General features: G+C 44.0%; 18 protein-coding genes. 7 read left to right on the forward strand and 11 right to left on the reverse strand.

Features of this window, described 5'->3' with window-relative positions; all coding sequences use genetic code 11:
• Window positions 1-237 precede the first annotated feature (237 nt).
• From ABL924_RS04810 to gcvH, 6 genes are all read right to left on the reverse strand, one after another.
• Window positions 238-894, reverse strand: a complete 657-nt coding sequence (locus tag ABL924_RS04810) for a hypothetical protein (RefSeq protein WP_349025933.1) — start codon at window positions 892-894, stop codon at window positions 238-240.
• Between the two features lie 272 nt (window positions 895-1166).
• Window positions 1167-2024 (reverse strand): neutral zinc metallopeptidase, encoded by an 858-nt coding sequence (locus ABL924_RS04815; RefSeq protein WP_349025934.1) that lies wholly within the window; start codon window positions 2022-2024, stop codon window positions 1167-1169.
• A 177-nt stretch (window positions 2025-2201) separates the two neighbouring features.
• Entirely contained in the window at window positions 2202-2999 is a 798-nt protein-coding gene (gene mazG, locus ABL924_RS04820) for a nucleoside triphosphate pyrophosphohydrolase (protein ID WP_349025935.1), read from the reverse strand.
• A gap of 12 nt (window positions 3000-3011) precedes the next feature.
• Window positions 3012-3944, reverse strand: coding sequence for a carbohydrate kinase family protein (locus tag ABL924_RS04825; protein WP_349025936.1), 933 nt, complete (start codon window positions 3942-3944; stop codon window positions 3012-3014).
• Window positions 3941-4315, reverse strand: coding sequence for a diacylglycerol kinase (locus ABL924_RS04830; protein ID WP_349025937.1), 375 nt, complete (start codon window positions 4313-4315; stop codon window positions 3941-3943). Before ABL924_RS04830 ends, ABL924_RS04825 begins: the two co-directional genes overlap by 4 nt.
• A 47-nt stretch (window positions 4316-4362) precedes the next feature.
• On the reverse strand, window positions 4363-4746 hold the full coding sequence (gcvH, locus tag ABL924_RS04835) for a glycine cleavage system protein GcvH (RefSeq protein ID WP_349025938.1): 384 nt from the start codon (window positions 4744-4746) through the stop codon (window positions 4363-4365).
• 226 nt (window positions 4747-4972) lie between these two features.
• Here gcvH and ABL924_RS04840 point away from each other — a divergent pair, with 226 nt between their 5' ends.
• Genes ABL924_RS04840 through ABL924_RS04850 form a run of 3 tightly spaced genes read left to right on the forward strand, consistent with a single transcriptional unit; the run spans window position 4973 to window position 6785 of the window.
• Window positions 4973-5893, forward strand: a complete 921-nt coding sequence (locus ABL924_RS04840) for a hypothetical protein (RefSeq protein ID WP_349025939.1) — start codon at window positions 4973-4975, stop codon at window positions 5891-5893.
• A gap of 32 nt (window positions 5894-5925) precedes the next feature.
• Window positions 5926-6330: a 6-carboxytetrahydropterin synthase gene (locus ABL924_RS04845; protein ID WP_349025940.1), complete on the forward strand. Its 405-nt coding sequence runs from the start codon at window positions 5926-5928 to the stop codon at window positions 6328-6330.
• A gap of 11 nt (window positions 6331-6341) precedes the next feature.
• Complete coding sequence (locus ABL924_RS04850; RefSeq protein ID WP_349025941.1) at window positions 6342-6785, forward strand: DUF1249 domain-containing protein; 444 nt, start codon at window positions 6342-6344, stop codon at window positions 6783-6785.
• A gap of 269 nt (window positions 6786-7054) precedes the next feature.
• Here ABL924_RS04850 and ABL924_RS04855 read toward each other — a convergent pair whose 3' ends face one another.
• The gene (locus ABL924_RS04855; RefSeq protein WP_349025942.1) at window positions 7055-7666 is read right to left on the reverse strand and encodes a hypothetical protein; all 612 of its coding nucleotides are present in this window, start codon (window positions 7664-7666) and stop codon (window positions 7055-7057) included.
• Window positions 7667-8276: 610 nt separating this feature from the next.
• On the opposite strand from ABL924_RS04855, the gene ABL924_RS04860 reads away from it, so the two are divergent.
• Complete coding sequence (locus ABL924_RS04860; RefSeq protein WP_349025943.1) at window positions 8277-8834, forward strand: hypothetical protein; 558 nt, start codon at window positions 8277-8279, stop codon at window positions 8832-8834.
• A gap of 374 nt (window positions 8835-9208) precedes the next feature.
• On the forward strand, window positions 9209-9439 hold the full coding sequence (locus ABL924_RS04865; protein ID WP_349025944.1) for a hypothetical protein: 231 nt from the start codon (window positions 9209-9211) through the stop codon (window positions 9437-9439).
• A 344-nt stretch (window positions 9440-9783) separates the two neighbouring features.
• Here the strand turns inward: ABL924_RS04865 and rimK are convergent, their stop codons facing one another.
• A complete protein-coding gene (gene rimK / locus ABL924_RS04870) occupies window positions 9784-10716 on the reverse strand; it encodes a 30S ribosomal protein S6--L-glutamate ligase (protein WP_349025945.1) in 933 nt (310 codons plus the stop codon).
• Between the two features lie 649 nt (window positions 10717-11365).
• On the opposite strand from rimK, the gene ABL924_RS04875 reads away from it, so the two are divergent.
• Entirely contained in the window at window positions 11366-11725 is a 360-nt protein-coding gene (locus ABL924_RS04875) for a DNA polymerase III subunit chi (RefSeq protein ID WP_349025984.1), read from the forward strand.
• A 30-nt stretch (window positions 11726-11755) separates the two neighbouring features.
• Here the strand turns inward: ABL924_RS04875 and ABL924_RS04880 are convergent, their stop codons facing one another.
• Window positions 11756-13084 (reverse strand): cytochrome P450, encoded by a 1329-nt coding sequence (locus ABL924_RS04880; protein WP_349025946.1) that lies wholly within the window; start codon window positions 13082-13084, stop codon window positions 11756-11758.
• Between the two features lie 85 nt (window positions 13085-13169).
• Window positions 13170-14501, reverse strand: a complete 1332-nt coding sequence (locus ABL924_RS04885; RefSeq protein ID WP_349025947.1) for a hypothetical protein — start codon at window positions 14499-14501, stop codon at window positions 13170-13172.
• A 231-nt stretch (window positions 14502-14732) separates the two neighbouring features.
• Between ABL924_RS04885 and ABL924_RS04890 the strand changes: the two genes are divergently transcribed.
• Window positions 14733-17567, forward strand: a complete 2835-nt coding sequence (locus ABL924_RS04890) for a valine--tRNA ligase (RefSeq protein ID WP_349025948.1) — start codon at window positions 14733-14735, stop codon at window positions 17565-17567.
• A gap of 385 nt (window positions 17568-17952) precedes the next feature.
• Here the strand turns inward: ABL924_RS04890 and ABL924_RS04895 are convergent, their stop codons facing one another.
• The gene (locus tag ABL924_RS04895) at window positions 17953-18879 is read right to left on the reverse strand and encodes an AAA family ATPase (protein ID WP_349025949.1); all 927 of its coding nucleotides are present in this window, start codon (window positions 18877-18879) and stop codon (window positions 17953-17955) included.
• Between the last annotated feature and the right edge of the window lie 49 nt (window positions 18880-18928).

Consider the following 18928-nt stretch of genomic DNA (forward strand, 5'->3'; position numbering starts at 1 on the left):
GCAGTTGCTCCAATGTTTGATACCTCGCGTCTTCTTTTTCCATACGGATAAGACACAAAATAACGCTATAAGTTCAAACTTTATAAGGCCGTATCTATAGAATAAACAAAGTACTTAATGTAAGACTTGTCAGAAATATTTTTTTAAGGATCATCGGAATCTATTATTTCGTTGAGACAAACCGCAACCAAGTTTATGTTGATTAAAGATAATCTTGGTTGCGTCGATTTACATTTGTTAAGGGCATACACTAAGACAACTTGAGTCTAAGCCTCGCCGCCCATAATTACCAAATAGAAGCTTTGTTATAGATCCGCCACGTACAATTGAATTCACCGTTGGACCAGCTAAAATAGGCCTGCCCAGTATATTCTTTTTACTAACTCTCAACATGTGATTAGATTCTTGATGGCACGCTCCGTTACGATAAAGTGAGAAGAAAAAAGCCGTGTCATTATTAACATGGCATTTTCTCAATTTTACGCTATTAGCGTATACACAAGTATCATGCCCATTGGCCTTTTGAACAGTAGCAGCTAATGCTAAGCCACCGGAATTGCCGCCTGTGCGTGACATACAAATCGTTTTTTGTAAGGGATAATAATGGCAGACATAAGTGTGATCACCAACACCTAAGGCCGAACTATCGTCACTTCCAATTCTTGCTAGTCTTTTTGCGGAGTATACGGTATCTGCTTGTACCGATGTGATTGATACACACAGTAAGAAAAAGACCGAAACATAAGTTTTTAATATTGTTTTCATAAAACACCCTAATATTTTAGCTTCGGCATTGATTGCCGAATTAAACCAAAGACGTCCCCATTGTGAAGACCCGCTACCCTTGACTATCTCGTCTTTGCCGTAGTATTGCGTCATATCCCAATCCGGCATAAAGCCCCCACGCGGGACGGGGTTTGAAACCCCGTTCCTAACGTTTTCACAAAACTTAAATGACGTGGCTGCGCTTAATCAACGTGAAGCCTATGGGCGGGGCAACATGCCTCGCCCGGCTGAAGTATGCCAGTACAACGCACGAGTACGGTTAAAGGTTGATCATGATTGCACAGCGGCGTTACTCCGCGTTGCAACCCCGTCGCGCATACGATTTGTTTGTGTTGTGCTTCCTGAACCCGCGGAAACGCTACGGACCGGGTGGGTAACGCTTATAAGTTAGTTGCTTTAAAAGTATCACATTGTGTGAGGTCGCCGTTTTTTGCGCCAATCGTAAACCAGCGCATCCGTTGTTCTGATGAGCCGTGGGTGAAAGATTCCGGTACCACATAACCTTGTGACTGTTTTTGCAAGCGGTCATCACCGACACCACTGGCGGCTGCCAAGGCTTCTTCGAGGTCACCGGGTTCAAGGATCTTGCGGAATTGATTGGCACGATTAGCCCACACTCCAGCAAAACAGTCGGCTTGCAGCTCCATACGCATTTGTAATTGGTTGTTCTGAGCCTCACCACCACGTTGCCGAGCGGCATTAACCTGATCGGCAATGCCTAAGAGATTTTGGACGTGATGTCCGACTTCGTGGGCGAGAACATAAGCCTGGGCAAAATCGCCCGGCGCATTATGGCGAGTGGCAAGATCATTAAAGAAGCTCATATCGAGATAGAGCTTATGGTCGCCAGGACAGTAGAATGGCCCCATAGCAGCTTGTGCGAAACCACAAGCGGATTGCACTTGGCCGCTGAAAAGTACCAGTTTAGGTTGTTCGTAGTGGCTACCGGATTGCTGGAATATTTGCCCCCATGTATCTTCCGTATCTGCTAATACCACGGACATGAATTTTTTCATCCTCTCATCCTGTGGGCTGGATGCCACAGGCGTAGATTGCTGAGAACCACTGGTTAGTTGTCCTACCGTATTCAGGACTATTCTGGGGTCGACACCTAAAAGCAAGGCGACGACAGCCATAGCGGCAACTCCCAAGCCACCGCCCACAAATCCCCTGCGCCCCATGCCTGTACTGCGGCGGTCTTCTATGTTTTCACTTTCCCGTTCATTATCCTGGCGCATGCTGTGTTACCTCAATGTTAAAAGATGAAATTTGTGGTGAGTTACATGATAAAAGTATTTTCTGGGATAAGAAAACAAAACTTACAATTTGGGCAAATGAGGGGATGAAAAGAAGCTCGGTAGGAGATAACAGTATCTCTGTTTTGGTCGCCGTAATCTATTGTGAGGTGTTTGTGGCTATTTTTTTTGCGCTAACTTTGCTTCATCCCAATACGCATCGAGTTCAGCGAGTTGGCAATCTATCAAGTCACGACCTGTTGCTGCCACTTTTTGTTCTATATACTGAAAACGTCTGGAGAATTTTTTGGTGCTGTGTTTAAGAGCCAGTTCAGGATTAATCTTTAAGTGACGTGCTAAATTAACCGTTACCAAGAGTAGATCTCCAATTTCTTCTTCTATGTGTGCTTGATCGCCCGACAACCAAGCTTCCTTAACCTCATCGAGTTCTTCTTGCACTTTATCGAAAACAGGTTCTACTGTTGTCCAGTCGAAACCAAAATTAGCGGCGCGATCCTGAATTTTCTCGCATTCGAGCAGGGCAGGTAGGCTGGCAGCCACACCATCTAGAACGCTAATTTGCTGTGGGTTTTTGTTTTTTTCTTGGCGTTCGTCGGCCTTGGCTTGTTCCCAGGCTTGATGACGTTCAGCATCGCTGCTGTAGACAGCATCAGCAAACACATGCGGATGCCGTCGTACCAGCTTGTCACAAATCGCGTCTGACACTTGTTCAAAGGTGAAGTGTCCGCGTTCAGCCGCAATTTGGGCATGGAAGACGACTTGCAATAACAAATCGCCTAGCTCAGAACATAAGTCATCCATATCATTGCGCTCAATGGCATCAACGACTTCATAAGCTTCTTCGATGACGTATGGAATAAGACTATTGAAATCCTGCTTGATATCCCAAGCGCAACCATCTTCCGGTTGACGCAATCGCGCCATGATATCTAACAGTTGCTGGGTATTTTTAAGCATTTATTGCTATGCTCAGAAAGAAGCCCCGAAGCTGTCGAGATACCGTTGCTGAAAGCTTTCCATATCAAAAGAATGATTTTGGGTGCCATTATGTTCGATTTTTATCGCCCCCATTAACGAAGCAATCCGCCCGGTGGTAGCCCAATCTAAGTCATTCAACAGGCCGTATAAAAGCCCTGCACGATACGCATCGCCACAGCCAGTGGGATCCAGTATGGCTTTAGGTTTAGCGGCAGGAATGTTAATACACTGTCCCTTGCTATAGATTTTGGAGCCTTGACCACCCAAGGTGATAATTAATGCTTCTACTTTTTTGGCGATGTCTTCAAGCGATAAACCCGTGCGTTCTTGCATAAGCTCTGATTCGTAATCGTTTAAGGTTAGCCAAGTGGCTTGTTCGATGAATTGCAGTAATTCTTCGCCATTAAACATCGGCATACCTTGGCCGGGATCGAAAATAAAAGGGATGTCTGATTCTTTAAATTGCGCGGCATGTAATTGCATCCCTTCTTTGCCGTCGGGTGAAACGATGCCTATCCTGATGTCTCCATTACTAGGGACGGAGTTCAAATGCGATGAACTCATCGCGCCCGGATGGAAGGCGGTAATCTGGTTGCCGGCTTCGTCGGTCGTGATATAGGCTTGTCCGGTATAGCTATTGTCCAGCACTTTGATAAATTCGCTGGACAGGCTGTTTTGCCCCAGCCACTGTGCGTAAGGCTCAAAATCGTGACCTACGGTTGCCATAATCAGCGGATTTTCACCCAGCAACTTGAGGTTATAAGCGATATTGCCCGCACACCCGCCGTATTCACGGCGCATGACTGGCACCAGAAACGAGACATTCAGGATGTGGACTTTTTCAGGCAGGATGTGGTTTTCGAATTTATCATGGAACACCATAATGGTGTCGTATGCCATAGAACCACAGATTAATGCACTCATTGTATTCCCCGTAAAAGTAAAATAGATGTCCAGGTTATTCCCGCCCAAACCAACGATAACATAACTGCGGCAGAACCGATGTCTTTGGCGCGACCCGACAATTCATGATGTTCAAGACCAACGCGATCAACCACAGCTTCAACTGCTGAGTTAAGCAATTCGACTACCAGTACCAAAATCATAGTACCAACCAGTAGTAGCTTTTCAATGATGGTTTCGCCCAGCCATAAACCTATTGGGGTAGTCACTACAAACAGCATGACTTCCTGGCGGAAAGCCGCCTCATGTTGCCAGGTTGCTTTGAAACCGTAATAAGAGAAAACGCAGGCGTTAAGTATGCGCTTGATGCCTGTTACATTTTGGTTGGCCATGGTTGATTACACGCTTTAAGATGGTTTTAGAGGGATAGTTTGACGGCTTATTCGTCAATCAGGTGCTGATATTCTTCGGCATTCATTAATTCATCCAAGCCCGATAAATCGTCAGGCTTGATGCAAAAAAGCCAAGTGCCAAAGGCATCGGTATTGACCAGTTCAGGTTCATCAGCGACGGATTCATTGATTGCTATGACCTCTCCTGAGACTGGGCTGAATAAATCCGATGCAGTTTTAACGGATTCAACGACTGCACATTGTTCTTGTGCTGCCAACTTTCGTCCGACTTCGGGCAGTTCAATAAACACCAGGTCACCCAATTCTTGCTGGGCAAAGTCCGTGATACCCACGCGGACAATATTGTCTCTTTCCAAGCGTACCCACTCATGGGATGGCGCGTATTTTAAATCAGTTGGCAAATTCGTCATTTACGTTCTCAACAGTTTAAGTGTCACTATTTTTGATTATTTCTGGGAACTGCTATTTTTATTCATCGACATTGTTGCTAAGCATTATACTTTAAGCATCTCTTATTAACGACCCATCTGTGACATGGTTTTTTCCTGCAATACTAAAATACCGCTAATAGCCGTTTTGATTTTGCTGGCTATTAGTTCCGTCACAATAGCAATTGCAGATGACGATACTGTGAAAATGCCGAAACCACAGCGGATAGAAGGTCAATCTTCTGTTGCTATAGATAGTCATATCCAAGCCATATCAGGACTAAAGACGATGGTAGTTGCAGCCATCCAGCATCAGGCGGAATTTGAGGCAATCGGTAAAGTCATCAGCATCCAGCCTTTGCTGGTGCTAAGAGAACGCTATCTGGTCGCTCAAGCTGAACTCAACGGCGCTAAGGCACGGTTCAAACAGACTGGGCAAAGCCTTAAGCGGCAGCAGGAATTATTTCGCAATGGCATAACAGCCAAGCGTTCTTTGCAAGAGCAAGAAGCGCAGGGTTCTGGGGATCAGGCATTAGTTGACGCGGCTCAGATAAGGCTTATGGCTATCGCCAGTAAAACCAGACTGATGTGGGGAAAGGAGCTTGCCGACTGGGCGTTATCTGATAAAACAGGTAAGTTGAAAGCATTTTTATCAGGCCAGCAGCAGCTATTGCAAATTACTTTGCCAGCCAATAAGCAGTTAACAAGCAAAGTTGATACGCTATTCGTAGAGCCTTCTGGGCAGCGTAATAAGGCGCATTTGGCCAGTTTAATTTCGCGCTCTACCCACGCTGATAGCAGCTTACAAGGTGAAAGTTATTTTTTTCAGACCAATGCTGGTGGACTTAACATTGGCATGAAAGTAACAGCTTGGATACCCGAACCAACGCTTGGGCAGTATGGGGTTGTTATCCCTGAGGCAGCAGTAATCTGGTATATGGATCAGGTTTATGTTTACATTAAAGCCGCTAAAGACACTTACACTCGACGGCTAATCAAAGCATTTTTGCTTACTCCCGATGGCTATTTTGTAAAAGATGATATAAATGCAGGTGAGGAAGTCGTAATAACAGGTGGGCAAATGTTGCTATCTGAGGAGTTACGAGGGCAAATACCGGATGAGAATTGAAATGTTGAAGTTTAATTATTGTTAGCAAGGCTATGTTTACCATCACCAAAGAAGTCTATTTTTGTTACGGTCATCGCCTGATGAATCATCCAGGCAAGTGCCGACACTTGCACGGACATAGTGTCAAAGCGGCTATTTCGATAACACAGGAAACCCTGAATGAGCAAGGCATGGTGTGCGATTTTGCCGACATTAGGGAGTGTGTTGAAGCGTATATTGACCAGCATCTGGACCACAATTTCCTGCTGCATAAGGATGACCCGATTATCCCTGCGCTAACCGCAAACAACGAACGCTTTTGGGCGTTGGATGAGCATCCTACGGCGGAAGTCTTAAGCAAGATGATCTATCAGCACTTAAAAGCAACTGGCTTTAATGTATCCCAAGTCGTGCTGTGGGAAACTGCCAGTGCTTACGCGTGTTATCAGGAAGGCTAAGCCGAATTGCCATGAGTTTTTTAAACCCGATCAATAAGTCCGAGTGTCTGGAGCAAGTCTGTGCGTCCAACTACGAGAAGATTTTTCGGCTAATTCCTGAGCTGTGTGCAGTCGAGGGTAATGCCATCGGATTGGCGGCGAATAACACGACCCTGCATCTGCAAATTATCGAGCAGACGGCTTATACATTGACTATAGAATTAAGCCATTGCTTTAGCTTTAAACCGGATGAGCTTTTGGAGCCTGCGGTACGGATTCGAATTTATCTGGATGCCCAATTGGCGGAAGTATTAAGTGACCATGCCAGGCCTAGTGTAACGCATGTGTATAAAGATTTTGGCTTGTGCCGTGAAATTATGAACTACAAATGGCGGCTCAATTTTTTTCTGCAAAAGTGGTTAGATCATTGTTTAACGAAAGGCTATCAATTTACAAAACAGTCGATCTTGACTTAAAGGGAATCTTTAATAATTTAAAGAACCCCTTCTCCCTCTGGGAGAAGGTTGGGATGAGGGATTTAACATCATGCAGTTATATCCTGTAGAGGTTTCCTTAAGGGAATCTCAAAAAATTCGAAAAATTCTTTCTTCCTTTGGGATGCCTACATGGACGTAGATAGCAGGATAACACAGGGCGGTTGTCTAGAAATCTGGGGTGAAGGTATTTTTAATCAATCAGTTACCTGTCTCAATCTAGCTTCTCCCAGAGGACGAGGGGGATTCACTTAAGTTTTAAGCTTTTTAGTTATTTCAATAATATCCTTGGCTATCATTCGGTTATTCATAATGAAGGTGTGCAACGATGGAACTACTTGAAATGGGATGTCAGGCAAAAACGTTTCTTTAACCATCAACACGCCATCATTGGGCTCTTCTTTAAAGGGAGAATATCGCCCAGTTAATCCAGCATTACCTGCATAGATTTTCGTCGGTACCTCAGGAATGGGCAAAGTTGACATGAATTCCTGATTAGCAAGAAGCTGTCCCATTTCACCTGCCAATAAGCGATACCACCAGCGTGGGGCGAGACGACATGCGGCAATACAGGCTTGTGTCGGGGGTGCCAAAAAGAAGCATGCCGCTGGTTTTCGGCAAGTTGTGGGTAAAACAGCTCTGGTTAGCACTGTACCTAAGGAGTGTGCGATTACGATAAAATCCTCTTCACCCACACGCTTATCAATAAATGCACATAACTTTTTGGTACAAACTCCCCAGTCTTCGAATGTTGCGGTATACGCAAACAGGCTGATTTTTATACCTGCTGCCCTAAGGCGGGTAGCTAAAAAGCACATGGATAAGGGTGTGCGTCCCATTCCATGAATGATGATAGCGTGCATAGTTTACTTAGATTGGTCGAGGTAATCCGTCTCAGTTATAAATTGTAGTAAAAAATTGTACCACGTCAGCATTGGCTGGTTTGGCGGCTATTGCAAGTGATACCAATCCCAATAAGTTCTCATTGTTACCTTCTCCAAAGGGAGAAGGCTAGGATGAGGGAGTTTATATAACAACTTTTTGGAATTGGTATGATTTGGTTTGGGCGGGGTCAAATTCAAATTTCCCAATTCCTTTGCTCCGCCATTGGGAGCTGCTGAGAGTTATAAGTCCAAAATCTCAAACTAGAGAAGTGTCAGGTTGGTTTAGCTCATTGAACTTAATAAATACTTGTAAAGTAATGACTTTATGGATAGATTTTTTGCTATTAGCTGCTTAGCGTATAGCTTTGTTATGTGCTTTTCTTGGGTTATTGCTGACCAGATTTCAAATCTACGATTGCATCTTTTTGTGATCATTTTTCTGTCCGATAACGCATCAAACTAAGCTTATTGTTTTATACTATCCTTCGGCTCGTTTCAATGGGTACTTCTTAAAACACACTTTACTTTATATCAACCAATAAAAGTGGATACATAATCTAACAAAGAATGATCGAAAATCTGTGACATTATGAAAATTTTAAGCAACCAGGTTCACAATATTGCTAACTTTATCCATTCGATTAAGGTTAAAAATCTCGACTGGCGATCTGCAAATCAAGATCAGCAGATAAAACTCTCTCATGCACGTATTCTTGCTGACAAAAAATTAGCAGCAGAATTAGCTAAAAAAAGTGTGCAACTTGCACATGAAATTACCTTGATGAAAACGCGGCAACAGTCAGAGCTTACCATGTTGAAAACGCGCTGCAAGGAAGATGTCAAAGACTATCAACAATATCTGAAATCGTTGCAGCAACTTAAGCTGACTATACAAACTAGCTACGATCACCTACCTGATGCAATTGCGCAGACCATCCACCATCACGCAAAGTACTTACTGAATACAATGTGGGAGGCGGAAGATTTTGAAGAAAAAATAATACGCGAAGCACGGTTAATTAAATTCATGACGACGTTACATGAGGAAGCCCGTCTTCACCGTGCTGGCACGTTAGGTGAAAAACTGCCTGAGAATACCTTAAAGTTAATTAGCCAAGATAATAGCTGTCCACTGCCCCATTATTGATCCCGCTCGATTAGATCGCATCCAATCCTTCCTGCTTTTCGGCAAGCTTAGGGTAAACGTAGTTGATACTGCGAAATGTTGAACCAATAAACGCTGTTAATCTTGAGCGTAACTCACAAACACCTTGAAAATATCATGTGTAGCCCCAGCTATCTAAATAATTATAGGGAACGATATTTTTCTATTTTGGTCTTGGTGTTTATGAAAGAGAGACTAAACTTACCCATTACCAACAACTTGAAAACCGGAAAGAAAAATACGGTTTTTGTGTGCCGTAAAACCAGTTACTGTTGTATCTGATGATGACAGTCCCCTTGTGGTAATCGCTTGTGTCGCGAATAAACGAGAGAATTTTTTATGCGAGGTTATCAAAAGTGACGAAAGAGACATCTAAATCGGTTGCAAAAACAGATTCAAAAAGTAATACAGACATCGAACATGATGCTGATGATGCTTTCGAAGAAGGTGAATTTGTGACGCTTGTTGATGGTATCGAAAAGGAAACCATCAAAAGGGATACTCGTAGAAAAATTGAAATATACTGGGAAAAAAAACGCTTAAGAGACCAATTTGACGATTTTGACGATTCTGAATTTGGTTTTTGAGCCGTGAGCTTTTATTGATCCGGCCTTGTAATGTTTGAACTATCTGCTCTGAGTCCTTTAGCGAAACCACGTAATTCAAGGGCTGCAGCCTTTTTATCACCAGTAAAGTTAAAACTTCAGTAGACCGAATCTATAATTCCAAAAATTAACCTGATTAGCAAGATGCTTCAGCCAAATGTTGGGCAGCCCCTTCTCCCTTCGGGAGAAGGTTGGGATGAAGGGATCTAAAAAGCAAAAAGCCTTATTGAACCCCTCACCCTAGCCCTCTCCCCGTGGGAGAGGGGATCAGTTAGCATCTTGCTAATCAGGAAAATTAATGAATGTTGAATAATAGACCAAGGCAATTAACCTTTTCCGCGTGTGCGTGTCCGGGTGACTGATTTTGTATCCACTGTTTCTAATGACTCAAAGCGTTTTTCAATAAACTGAATAATCAGGCTAGCGATGTCTTTGCCACTAACCTCTTCAATTCCGCGTAAACCTGGCGAGGAATTCACTTCCATAATCACGGCGCCATGATTGGAACGCAGCATATCAACGCCACAGACATTCAAGCCCATGATTTTTGCCGCTCGCACGGCAGTAGAACGCTCTTCAGGTGTTAGCCGCACTAGGCTAGCAGAACCGCCACGATGCAAGTTTGACCGAAATTCACCTTCACAACCCTGTCGTTTCATCGCTGCAACCACCTTATCCCCGACCACAAAACAACGGATATCACTGCCGCCTGCTTCCTTGATAAATTCTTGAACCATAATATTGGCCTTCAAGCCCATAAAAGCTTGGATAACACTTTCTGCGGCATTATGCGTCTCGGCCATTACCACGCCTATGCCTTGAGTGCCTTGCAATAATTTAATGACTAGCGGCGCACCACCTACCTGAGCAATAAGGTCGGCAATATCGTCAGGATTATTGGCAAATCCTGTTACGGGTAAGCCTATGCCTTTTCTGGCAAGTAGCTGCATGGAGCGCAATTTGTCACGAGCGCGGGAAATTGCCACAGACTCATTTAGCGGTAATACATTCATCATCTCAAACTGCCGCAACACAGCGGTGCCATAGAAAGTGACGGAAGCGCCAATTCTGGGTATGACCGCATCAAATCCCGTAAGTGGCTCACCCCGATAATGGATAGAAGGGTTATGGGAGGTAATATTCATATAACACCTCAATACATCCAACACCCTGACCTCATGCCCACGTGCTTCAGCGGCTTCAACCAAGCGTACGGTCGAATATAATTTGGTATTGCGGGACAAAATTGCGATCTTCATTAATCAGCTATCAAACCAGTACGGAAAAAGTCGCTTATTCTGGCATGAAATAGGGCGATCCGCACTAGAAAGGATGTCCTGATTTAAGAATCTTCTCCTTTGATTTTTCCGATTACCGATTGCACAATATAGCTGTGCAGGGTATGTCGGTAAAAGTCTCTTTGGGGCGACTACAAGTTGAGAAATAGCATGTCGATCAAGTAGGGCAAAAAACGGCGCAACCTTTCAGTTTTGTAGTCTTTGCTAATTACGAAATCGATATTGAAAGGCGGCAGATTAACGGACAGGGGAAGCTTTCTTATTTCACTGCTTACTCTAACATGCGCGGTGCAAGTAATTCCAATTCTTCAACAACAACTAGTTTTTCAGGAAATGTTCGCTTTCGCTTTATACCAAAAGTAAAAATAAGATTATCAACTTGGCAATCAATTGCGCGTTTGGCATTTGAGAGAGCGTTAAACTCGTGGTTTTCCAACTCTTGTCCAATATCTAAGTTTGCAAAACGCAGATAATCCGCGTTGGGCGTAATTTAGTAGTATAAGAAAGTTGGCCTGTGCATCGGAGTAGAATCCGCCATTGATTAAAACAAAGCCATAACACCATAAGACCAAATGGAAAAAACCTCGCACCGCACGACATTGAACAACGCCTGTATGAAAACTGGGGAGCCAACGGCTCTTTTGCTTACGTACTCACCGATTCATTAGAACAAAGCCAACTCATCGACGACCTGCTCTGGACATTTAGGGCAGGTAGCTTTATTCCTCATCAAGTTTACACGGGCGAACTGCCTGCTGTGCAGAATGTGGTATTGATCGGTCACGATAACCCACCAGAAAACTGGCAGAAGACGCTAATTAATTTATCCGCACAGCCACCAAAAGATTTTCATCACGCCGAACGCATTTTGGAAATACTGGATAACAGCGAAGAAACCAAAGCCTGGGGTCGGCAACGGTACAAGCAATATCAGCAGTCGGGTATTGAGATTACTACCCATAAGATGTGAACAATCACATATCTTCAAGTGGAATAAAAATTAGCACGAAGGTTTAACAGAAACCAGCACATCCCTATCCGGTTTCATGGTAACGCTAATTCCGGTCTTCACTGTCATCTCGGTTTTAAAAGAAAACTCCCTTAACAAACTGACAATGATAACCAGCATTTCTTGTTCGGCTAGATGCCTGCCGATGCAATTATGGATGCCGCCGCCGAAGGGCAGATAAGCATGGCGATGGCGTTTGCCAGCCAGTTCGGGGTCTGAAAAATGTTCGGGATAAAAATCATCGGGTTTTTCCCAGCTTTGGGCATCGTGATGTGCGGCGTAAATGCTGATTAACATCGTGGTGTCTTTGGCAATGCTGTTGCCGTCCAAGACAAAATCATCGACGATGGGATTTCGCGAAACCGCCGTGGCTGCCGGATATTTCCGTAAGGTTTCCGATAACGCCGCTTTGGTATAGGTTAATTTTGCAATATTTTCCGGCGTTAACGGCTCGTTTTTGTAGCGAAGCACTTCTTCAATAATTTTGTGCTGAACCGCTTCATGCTTGCCGATCAAATATAAAAACCAGACCACGGTATTAATCGTCGTGTCCTGTCCCGCCAAATAAAGCGTAATTGCTTCGTCTTTAAGCAGGGCTTCGGTCATGGCGTAACCGGTTTTTTTATCGGTTGCCTGGCTCAATAAAGACAGCAGCGAATGATCGTCTTTGCTGGCGTTTTCATTTAAGGCGTGTTCAACAAAATCAGCAAATTGCTTAACCGCGCGATTAAAACTTCTGTTTTGCCATATAAATAAGTAGTTGAAAATGTTACTGCCAAGTACGCCGGAACTCAGTTGTGGCACCAAGCCTTTGATAATGGTATCAACGCATTCCATCAACACACTTTGTTTGGCATTATCGAGTTGATTGCCAAACAAAATTCGAGTGACAATGCTTTGTACCAACAGCTTGATTTCTTTGGAGATATTTATTTCAGACATCTCCGTTTCTTTAAAACGGTTAACCATCGTTGCCATTTCTTCGACCATCAACTCATTCCAGCAGGTAATGGCGTCTTTGTTGAAAAATGGCTGCATCAATTTGCGTTGCCGAGTCCAAAGCTCGTTTTTACTGTTGACCAAACCGTCTCCGAACACCGGCTTTTTCGCATCATAAAGCGCATCCCGGCTGACATTGCCTTTCGCTTCCTGGCTGAATATGTGTTCGATATGTTCGGGTTTAGATACGAACAGGATAAGTTTCCCGAAAAACCGTGTTAATACCAGCTCACCATGTTTTTTATGGATAGTGGTTAGGGCGGCGGATGAGTTGGTGATCAGGCGTAATAAGGGAAAAAATATGTTATTTTCAGTAAGCATGGGATGCTGTAGAGAATTTATGCATAAAAATTATGTTTATCAGGCTTCGTGGTTTCTCTCACGAATCCGGTTGTGGAGCACCTAATTATAAAACTGATTTGTTAAACGGTTTAAGAAAGCGAGATGGAAACTTGTCTTCCTTCAAGTAAAACTTTGAGAATTTCTCTTCTTTAATCCATGCCCAACTATTCAGTTTTGTTTCAATATCACCGTATTGAGCAGGGACACTCAATTCCTCCATTGCACGCTTCACAAATGCACGATACGTTCTACCGACAAAGTACTGTTTATACAGAAATGAAGGAAGCCTAAGTTTTATTGATGAGTCGTCGCCATCTACCTTGATACCAAGTAATGTTGTTGGCGGCGTAATTTTGATAAATCGATCTTCAAGTCCTTTTTCGATCAGAAGGTTTCTACCGATAGTTTCCATGTCACGTTTCAGTTGAGCCAAAGGCTTGTAATTTCCCTCTGCAATGCCGTTTTGTATTGACTCCAACATCTGACGTAGTTCGATAATTCCTGCTTCATTACGCATTTGATTCAGGACTGTCATAAAGTCGTCACGACTAGCGCTTTCTCTTACAAGAAGAGGCAGGAAGCCAGGGAGACTGATACATAATGAGGTTTGATCTGCTCCCAGTGCTGCAAGTGAGTCGCGAAATTTTCCTTGAAATTTACTCAGACCATCACCAAAAGCAGCTGCAAATGTTGCTTTGCTCTTTGAGCCGATTTGAATTCTCTTAAGAAAATCGTATGTGAAAAAATCTCGCAATGGATGGGGCATGTATGCGCAGTCATGCTGGGCTGATAAGACTTGATGCCAAATATATTGGTGACCTAACCAACCCATTACAGAAAGCATTCTTTGTACATGCCTTGATAATTTTTCCCAAGCTACTGGTTTGCCGTCTGTACCGATAATCTCGAGGTCTTTTCCAAGCGTTTCATCGGCAGTGCTAGCAAGAACAGCCTCAATCAATGGACTGTCTTTTTGAACTCCATGTGCTCGAAAGACTAAATAGTAATCTGATGTGCTATGTTCCCAAATAAAGTTGCTATATGCGTTAATTTGAGAAAAATACTCAGAGAAAAGTGATCTATCTGAGCCGGCACGAAATGCCTCTTTCCAAGCAGGAGCAAGTGAAGAACAAACTTCTCTAATTTCATCGTCTTCACCATGCCTCAATGGTAGAAAATCGAAAGCCTCACCAGTGATTAACGCTTTCCTATTGGGTGTTAAGTCAGTCTTATAGTTGTCTGGAACGACTACGCCTTTATTGAGTAGGACAGCTTCACAAAATCGTGCTAAAGCAACATGCTCAATATCTAACAATGCAGGGTCTTTTAGCGGAGCCTTGCCTAAAGCTCTCTGTACACTCGATATTGTAGCGTTATCAATTAGTACTTTTGTCATTTACTTGCCTTAAACACGATTATATTTAGCCCCCAAATGATCACTTAATTCAACATTTTGAAATGTTGATGAGATCATGAAAAATAGGGTAGTTTTATTTTTCTTAAGTATGGCTAGTCATACTGTCATGATTCTTAGTTTAAAGTTACACACCAAAATCTCCCAGTATCTAAACCCAAGCTGTTAAAATATTTCCATTGATTAAACCAAAGCCTAACACAATAAGATCAAATGGAAAAAACCTACGCACCACACGACATCGAACAACGTCTATATCTTAACTGGGAAGCCAAAGGCTATTTTGCGCCATCAGGGCAGGGCGAGCCGTATTGCATCATGATTCCACCGCCCAATGTCACGGGCAGCCTGCATATGGGGCATGGTTTTAATAACACGATTATGGATACCTTGATCCGTTACCACCGGATGCAGGGCCGCAACACCTTATGGCAAGTCGGCACCGACCACGCTGGGATTGCGACGCAAATGGTGGTGGAGCGGCAACTGGCGGGCGAAGGCTTGACCCGGCACGATTTGGGTCGTGAAAAATTTCTGGAAAAAGTTTGGGAATGGAAAACCGAATCTGGCGGCACGATTACCCGCCAGTTACGGCGGCTTGGTTCGTCGGTGGATTGGACGCGCGAGCGCTTTACGATGGATGAAGGCTTATCCAAAGCGGTGCAGGAAGCGTTTGTGCAGCTTTACGACGACGGCCTGATTTATCGCGGCAAACGCTTGGTGAATTGGGATCCGAAATTGCATACTGCGATTTCCGACCTGGAAGTAGTGAGTGAGGAAGAAAAAGGCTCGATGTGGTACTTCCGTTACCCGTTAAAAGATGGTGGCGGTCATTTAGTGGTTGCTACGACACGTCCTGAAACCATGCTGGGCGACACGGCGGTGGCGATTAACTCCAATGATGAACGTTATCAATACTTGATTGGTCAGTCGGTCTTATTGCCAATTACCAACCGTGAAATTCCCGTTATCGCTGATGATTACGTTGATCCCGAATTCGGTACAGGCTGCGTAAAGATTACCCCTGCACATGATTTTAATGATTACGAAGTCGGCAAACGTCATAACTTACCGTTGATTAATGTACTAGATCTTGATGCCAAAATTGTTAGCGAATTCACTGTATTAACTTTTGAAGGCTATGCAAGCGCACACGGCGAAAAAGTGCCAGAAGCCTATGCTGGGCTGGATCGTTTTGAAGCCCGTAAAAAAATTGTCGCTGAAATGGAAAGTCTTGGCCTGCTGGAAAAAATCGATCCACATACGTTGAAAGTGCCGCGCGGCGACCGTTCCGGTGTCGTCATTGAGCCTTGGTTAACTGACCAGTGGTATGTCAATGCGAAAGAATTGGCAAAACCGGCTATTAAAGCTGTTGAGGACGGCGATATCAAATTCGTACCTCAGCAATATGAAAACCTATATTTCTCGTGGATGCGGGATATTCAGGACTGGTGTATCTCACGCCAATTGTGGTGGGGGCATCGTATCCCCGCTTGGTACGATAACCACGGTAATGTGTACGTTGGTCGCGACGAAGCCGAAGTGCGTTCGAAATACGGTTTGGCGGCAGAAAATGAATTGCGTCAAGATGAAGACGTGCTGGATACCTGGTTTTCGTCGGCCTTGTGGACATTCTCAACTTTAGGTTGGCCTGAAAAAACCAAAGAACTGCTTACCTTTCATCCAACTGATGTCTTAGTAACAGGTTTCGACATCATCTTTTTCTGGGTGGCACGCATGATTATGATGACCATGCACTTTATGAAGCATGAAGATGGCACGCTGCGAGTGCCGTTCAAGAATGTCTACGTACATGGTTTGGTGCGTGACGGCGAAGGCCAGAAAATGTCAAAATCCAAAGGCAATGTGCTCGACCCTCTGGATATTATTGATGGCATTACTTTGGATGAATTAGTTAAAAAACGTACTAGCGGATTGATGCAGCCGCAAATGGCGGAAAAAATTGAAAAGCGTACTCGTAAGGAGTTTCCTGATGGGATAGCACCTTATGGCTGCGATGCGCTGCGTTTTACCTTTGCTTCGCTGGCATCGACAGGGCGTGATATTAAGTTCGATATGGGGCGCGTTGAAGGCTACCGTAATTTCTGCAACAAGCTGTGGAATGCAGCTAACTTTGTGTTGATGAATACCGAAGGCCAAGATAATGGTTTAAACATAAGCAGCGACCATTCCGCTTGGAAAACCACCCAAGTAGATAACTGGATCAACGTGCTTTTGGATCAGGTAATTCGTGGCACCAGCGAAGCGATGGATAATTACCGTTTCGATCTGGCGGCACAGGCTATTTATGTTTTTACCTGGAACGAGTTTTGCGACTGGTATATTGAACTTGCCAAGGTTTCTTTGCAATCCTCCGATCCGGCAATACAGCGGGGGACACGCATGACTTTGTTAACCGTACTGGAAAAATTATTGCGCTTAGCCCACCCGATTATGCCGTTTATTACCGAGGAAATCTGGCAAACCGTTGCTCCGCTGGCAGGTAAATCAGGTGAAACCATTATGTTACAGCCTTATCCTAAAACAATGGATTTCGGAGATGATGGCGTTGTCACCGAAATGGATTGGGTGATGAATTTTATCTTGGGGGTCCGCCGTATTCGCGGCGAGATGAATATTGCGCCAGGCAAACCGCTACCTGTTTTATTGCAGGACGCTTCTGAGCAAGACCAAGACTATCTGGAACGCAACCGAATTTATCTGCAAAAGTTAGGTCGTCTGGAATCCATTTCCTGCTTAGGCTATGGCGAGGCAGCACCAGAATCGGCTATTTCACTGGTCGGCGATTTAAAGCTCTTAATCCCAATGGCGGGGGTGATTGATAAAACTGCAGAATTAGTCCGTTTAGATAAAGAAATCCAGCGGATTCAGAATGATTTACCAAGAGTAGAAGGTAAGTTAAGCAATCCCGCTTTTGTCGATAAAGCACCGCCAGAAGTCATCGACAAAGAAAAAGCAAAATTGGCGGATATGGGGGCAGCTTTGAAAAACCTGCAAGCGCAGAGGGAAAAGATTAGCGTGTTGTGATGGGGTAATAAAAAGTAAATTGGAATCATAGTTCCCAAGATCCGACTTCACTGCCATTAAGTTAAGCCCTATTTGCGGCGTGAAAATGCGCAGCGTTCCAACGTTTCATGGGCTTGATCAGGTCTTGATGGAGTGGTCACTATTATCTCATTTTAGGGCTATTTCAGGGTATGCAAAAATCATGGGGAAATGGAGGGATTATTAGAAGTGCCCTAAAGAATATGCTGCCCCGCTCTTTGCCTATGTCGCAATAAGGATGCCCATGTTAATCAGGCTTTTAAATGTGAGTGAAGCTTATGGGGGTATCAGTATGAATCGAAAATATAGTAGGTAACTGTGATGCCACCGGAATGTGGCCTTCAAAGAGCGGGGTCAATAAGGGAAATCAAATAGCTTTTGAAATATCAATTTTAGTTTTGTCCAAAATAGCTCGGCGCAGTCTTTCTGCTTCCGTTGCTCGATCCATCAGGCTTGGTTCAGTGGAGAGGGCGCCCTTAAATCGTCTGATTCCACCAGTTTTTCTTTCATTTACCACTTCAACTATGGTTTTCCAGCCAATTATTTTGCTTTCTGATGCAAAGGCAAAAACCATCGCCAGGTCGCAGATATTGTTGATCAAGCGAGGTACACCTTCGGTGTAATAAAAAACTGCGGCAGTAGCTGCTTCATTAAATACAGCGGGGTCGCCACCAGCCACTTTTAAGCGGTGTACGATGTAGTTTTGGGTTTCATCAAAACTAAGCGGCTTCAGATGGTATTCAATGGAGATACGTTGGGCAAACTGGATAAGTTCCGGTTTGTTTAGCTTGTCGACTAATTCGGGTTGTCCTACCAGAATCATCTGTAATTTTATATGTTCGGCTATATTGACATTGGATAGCAGCCTCAATTCCTCCAATGTTTCAATGTCCATGTTTTGTGCTTCATCAACAATCAAGATCACGCGGCGTTGTTTTTTGTGTTCTTCAGCCAGAAATTTAGTGAAGATCTGGTAGCGTTCCGCCTTGTTTTTAGTTTCATGAGGGATATTGAACGCGGCTAATACCCAGGTTAAAAGGTCGCCAAATGAGCTGTGGGTATTGGTGATCAAGCCGACGGTACATTTGTGTTCTACTTTCCCTAAAACCGTCATAATCAGGGTTGTTTTGCCAGAACCAATTTCGCCCGTGATCACGGTGATACTGGCCTGACTAACCAACCCATATTTTAAAGTGGTCAGTGCCTTTTTGTGTATAGGGCTTAAGTACAGAAAGCTGGGGTCAGGACTCAGAGAAAACGGCTTTTTTGTAAGGCCAAAAAATTGTGTGTACATAGGTCTATTTCGGTAAACCAGTTAGTAACTGGTTAGGTTAAACAAGTGG

The organism is Methyloglobulus sp., assembly GCF_040079455.1.
In the GTDB taxonomy this organism is placed as follows: Bacteria; Pseudomonadota; Gammaproteobacteria; order Methylococcales; family Methylomonadaceae; genus Methyloglobulus.

Excerpts from the sequence above, each read along its gene's own strand:
- ABL924_RS04810 (WP_349025933.1), bottom strand. The coding sequence starts at position 894 with ATGCCGGATTGGGATATGACGCAATACTACGGCAAAGACGAGATAGTC.
- ABL924_RS04815 (WP_349025934.1), bottom strand. The coding sequence starts at position 2,024 with ATGCGCCAGGATAATGAACGGGAAAGTGAAAACATAGAAGACCGCCGC.
- mazG (WP_349025935.1), bottom strand. The coding sequence starts at position 2,999 with ATGCTTAAAAATACCCAGCAACTGTTAGATATCATGGCGCGATTGCGT.
- ABL924_RS04825 (WP_349025936.1), bottom strand. The coding sequence starts at position 3,944 with ATGAGTGCATTAATCTGTGGTTCTATGGCATACGACACCATTATGGTG.
- ABL924_RS04830 (WP_349025937.1), bottom strand. The coding sequence starts at position 4,315 with ATGGCCAACCAAAATGTAACAGGCATCAAGCGCATACTTAACGCCTGC.
- gcvH (WP_349025938.1), bottom strand. The coding sequence starts at position 4,746 with ATGACGAATTTGCCAACTGATTTAAAATACGCGCCATCCCATGAGTGG.
- ABL924_RS04840 (WP_349025939.1), top strand. The coding sequence starts at position 4,973 with ATGCCGAAACCACAGCGGATAGAAGGTCAATCTTCTGTTGCTATAGAT.
- ABL924_RS04845 (WP_349025940.1), top strand. The coding sequence starts at position 5,926 with ATGTTTACCATCACCAAAGAAGTCTATTTTTGTTACGGTCATCGCCTG.
- ABL924_RS04850 (WP_349025941.1), top strand. The coding sequence starts at position 6,342 with ATGAGTTTTTTAAACCCGATCAATAAGTCCGAGTGTCTGGAGCAAGTC.
- ABL924_RS04855 (WP_349025942.1), bottom strand. The coding sequence starts at position 7,666 with ATGCACGCTATCATCATTCATGGAATGGGACGCACACCCTTATCCATG.
- ABL924_RS04860 (WP_349025943.1), top strand. The coding sequence starts at position 8,277 with ATGAAAATTTTAAGCAACCAGGTTCACAATATTGCTAACTTTATCCAT.
- rimK (WP_349025945.1), bottom strand. The coding sequence starts at position 10,716 with ATGAAGATCGCAATTTTGTCCCGCAATACCAAATTATATTCGACCGTA.
- ABL924_RS04880 (WP_349025946.1), bottom strand. The coding sequence starts at position 13,084 with ATGCTTACTGAAAATAACATATTTTTTCCCTTATTACGCCTGATCACC.
- ABL924_RS04885 (WP_349025947.1), bottom strand. The coding sequence starts at position 14,501 with ATGACAAAAGTACTAATTGATAACGCTACAATATCGAGTGTACAGAGA.
- ABL924_RS04890 (WP_349025948.1), top strand. The coding sequence starts at position 14,733 with ATGGAAAAAACCTACGCACCACACGACATCGAACAACGTCTATATCTT.
- ABL924_RS04895 (WP_349025949.1), bottom strand. The coding sequence starts at position 18,879 with ATGTACACACAATTTTTTGGCCTTACAAAAAAGCCGTTTTCTCTGAGT.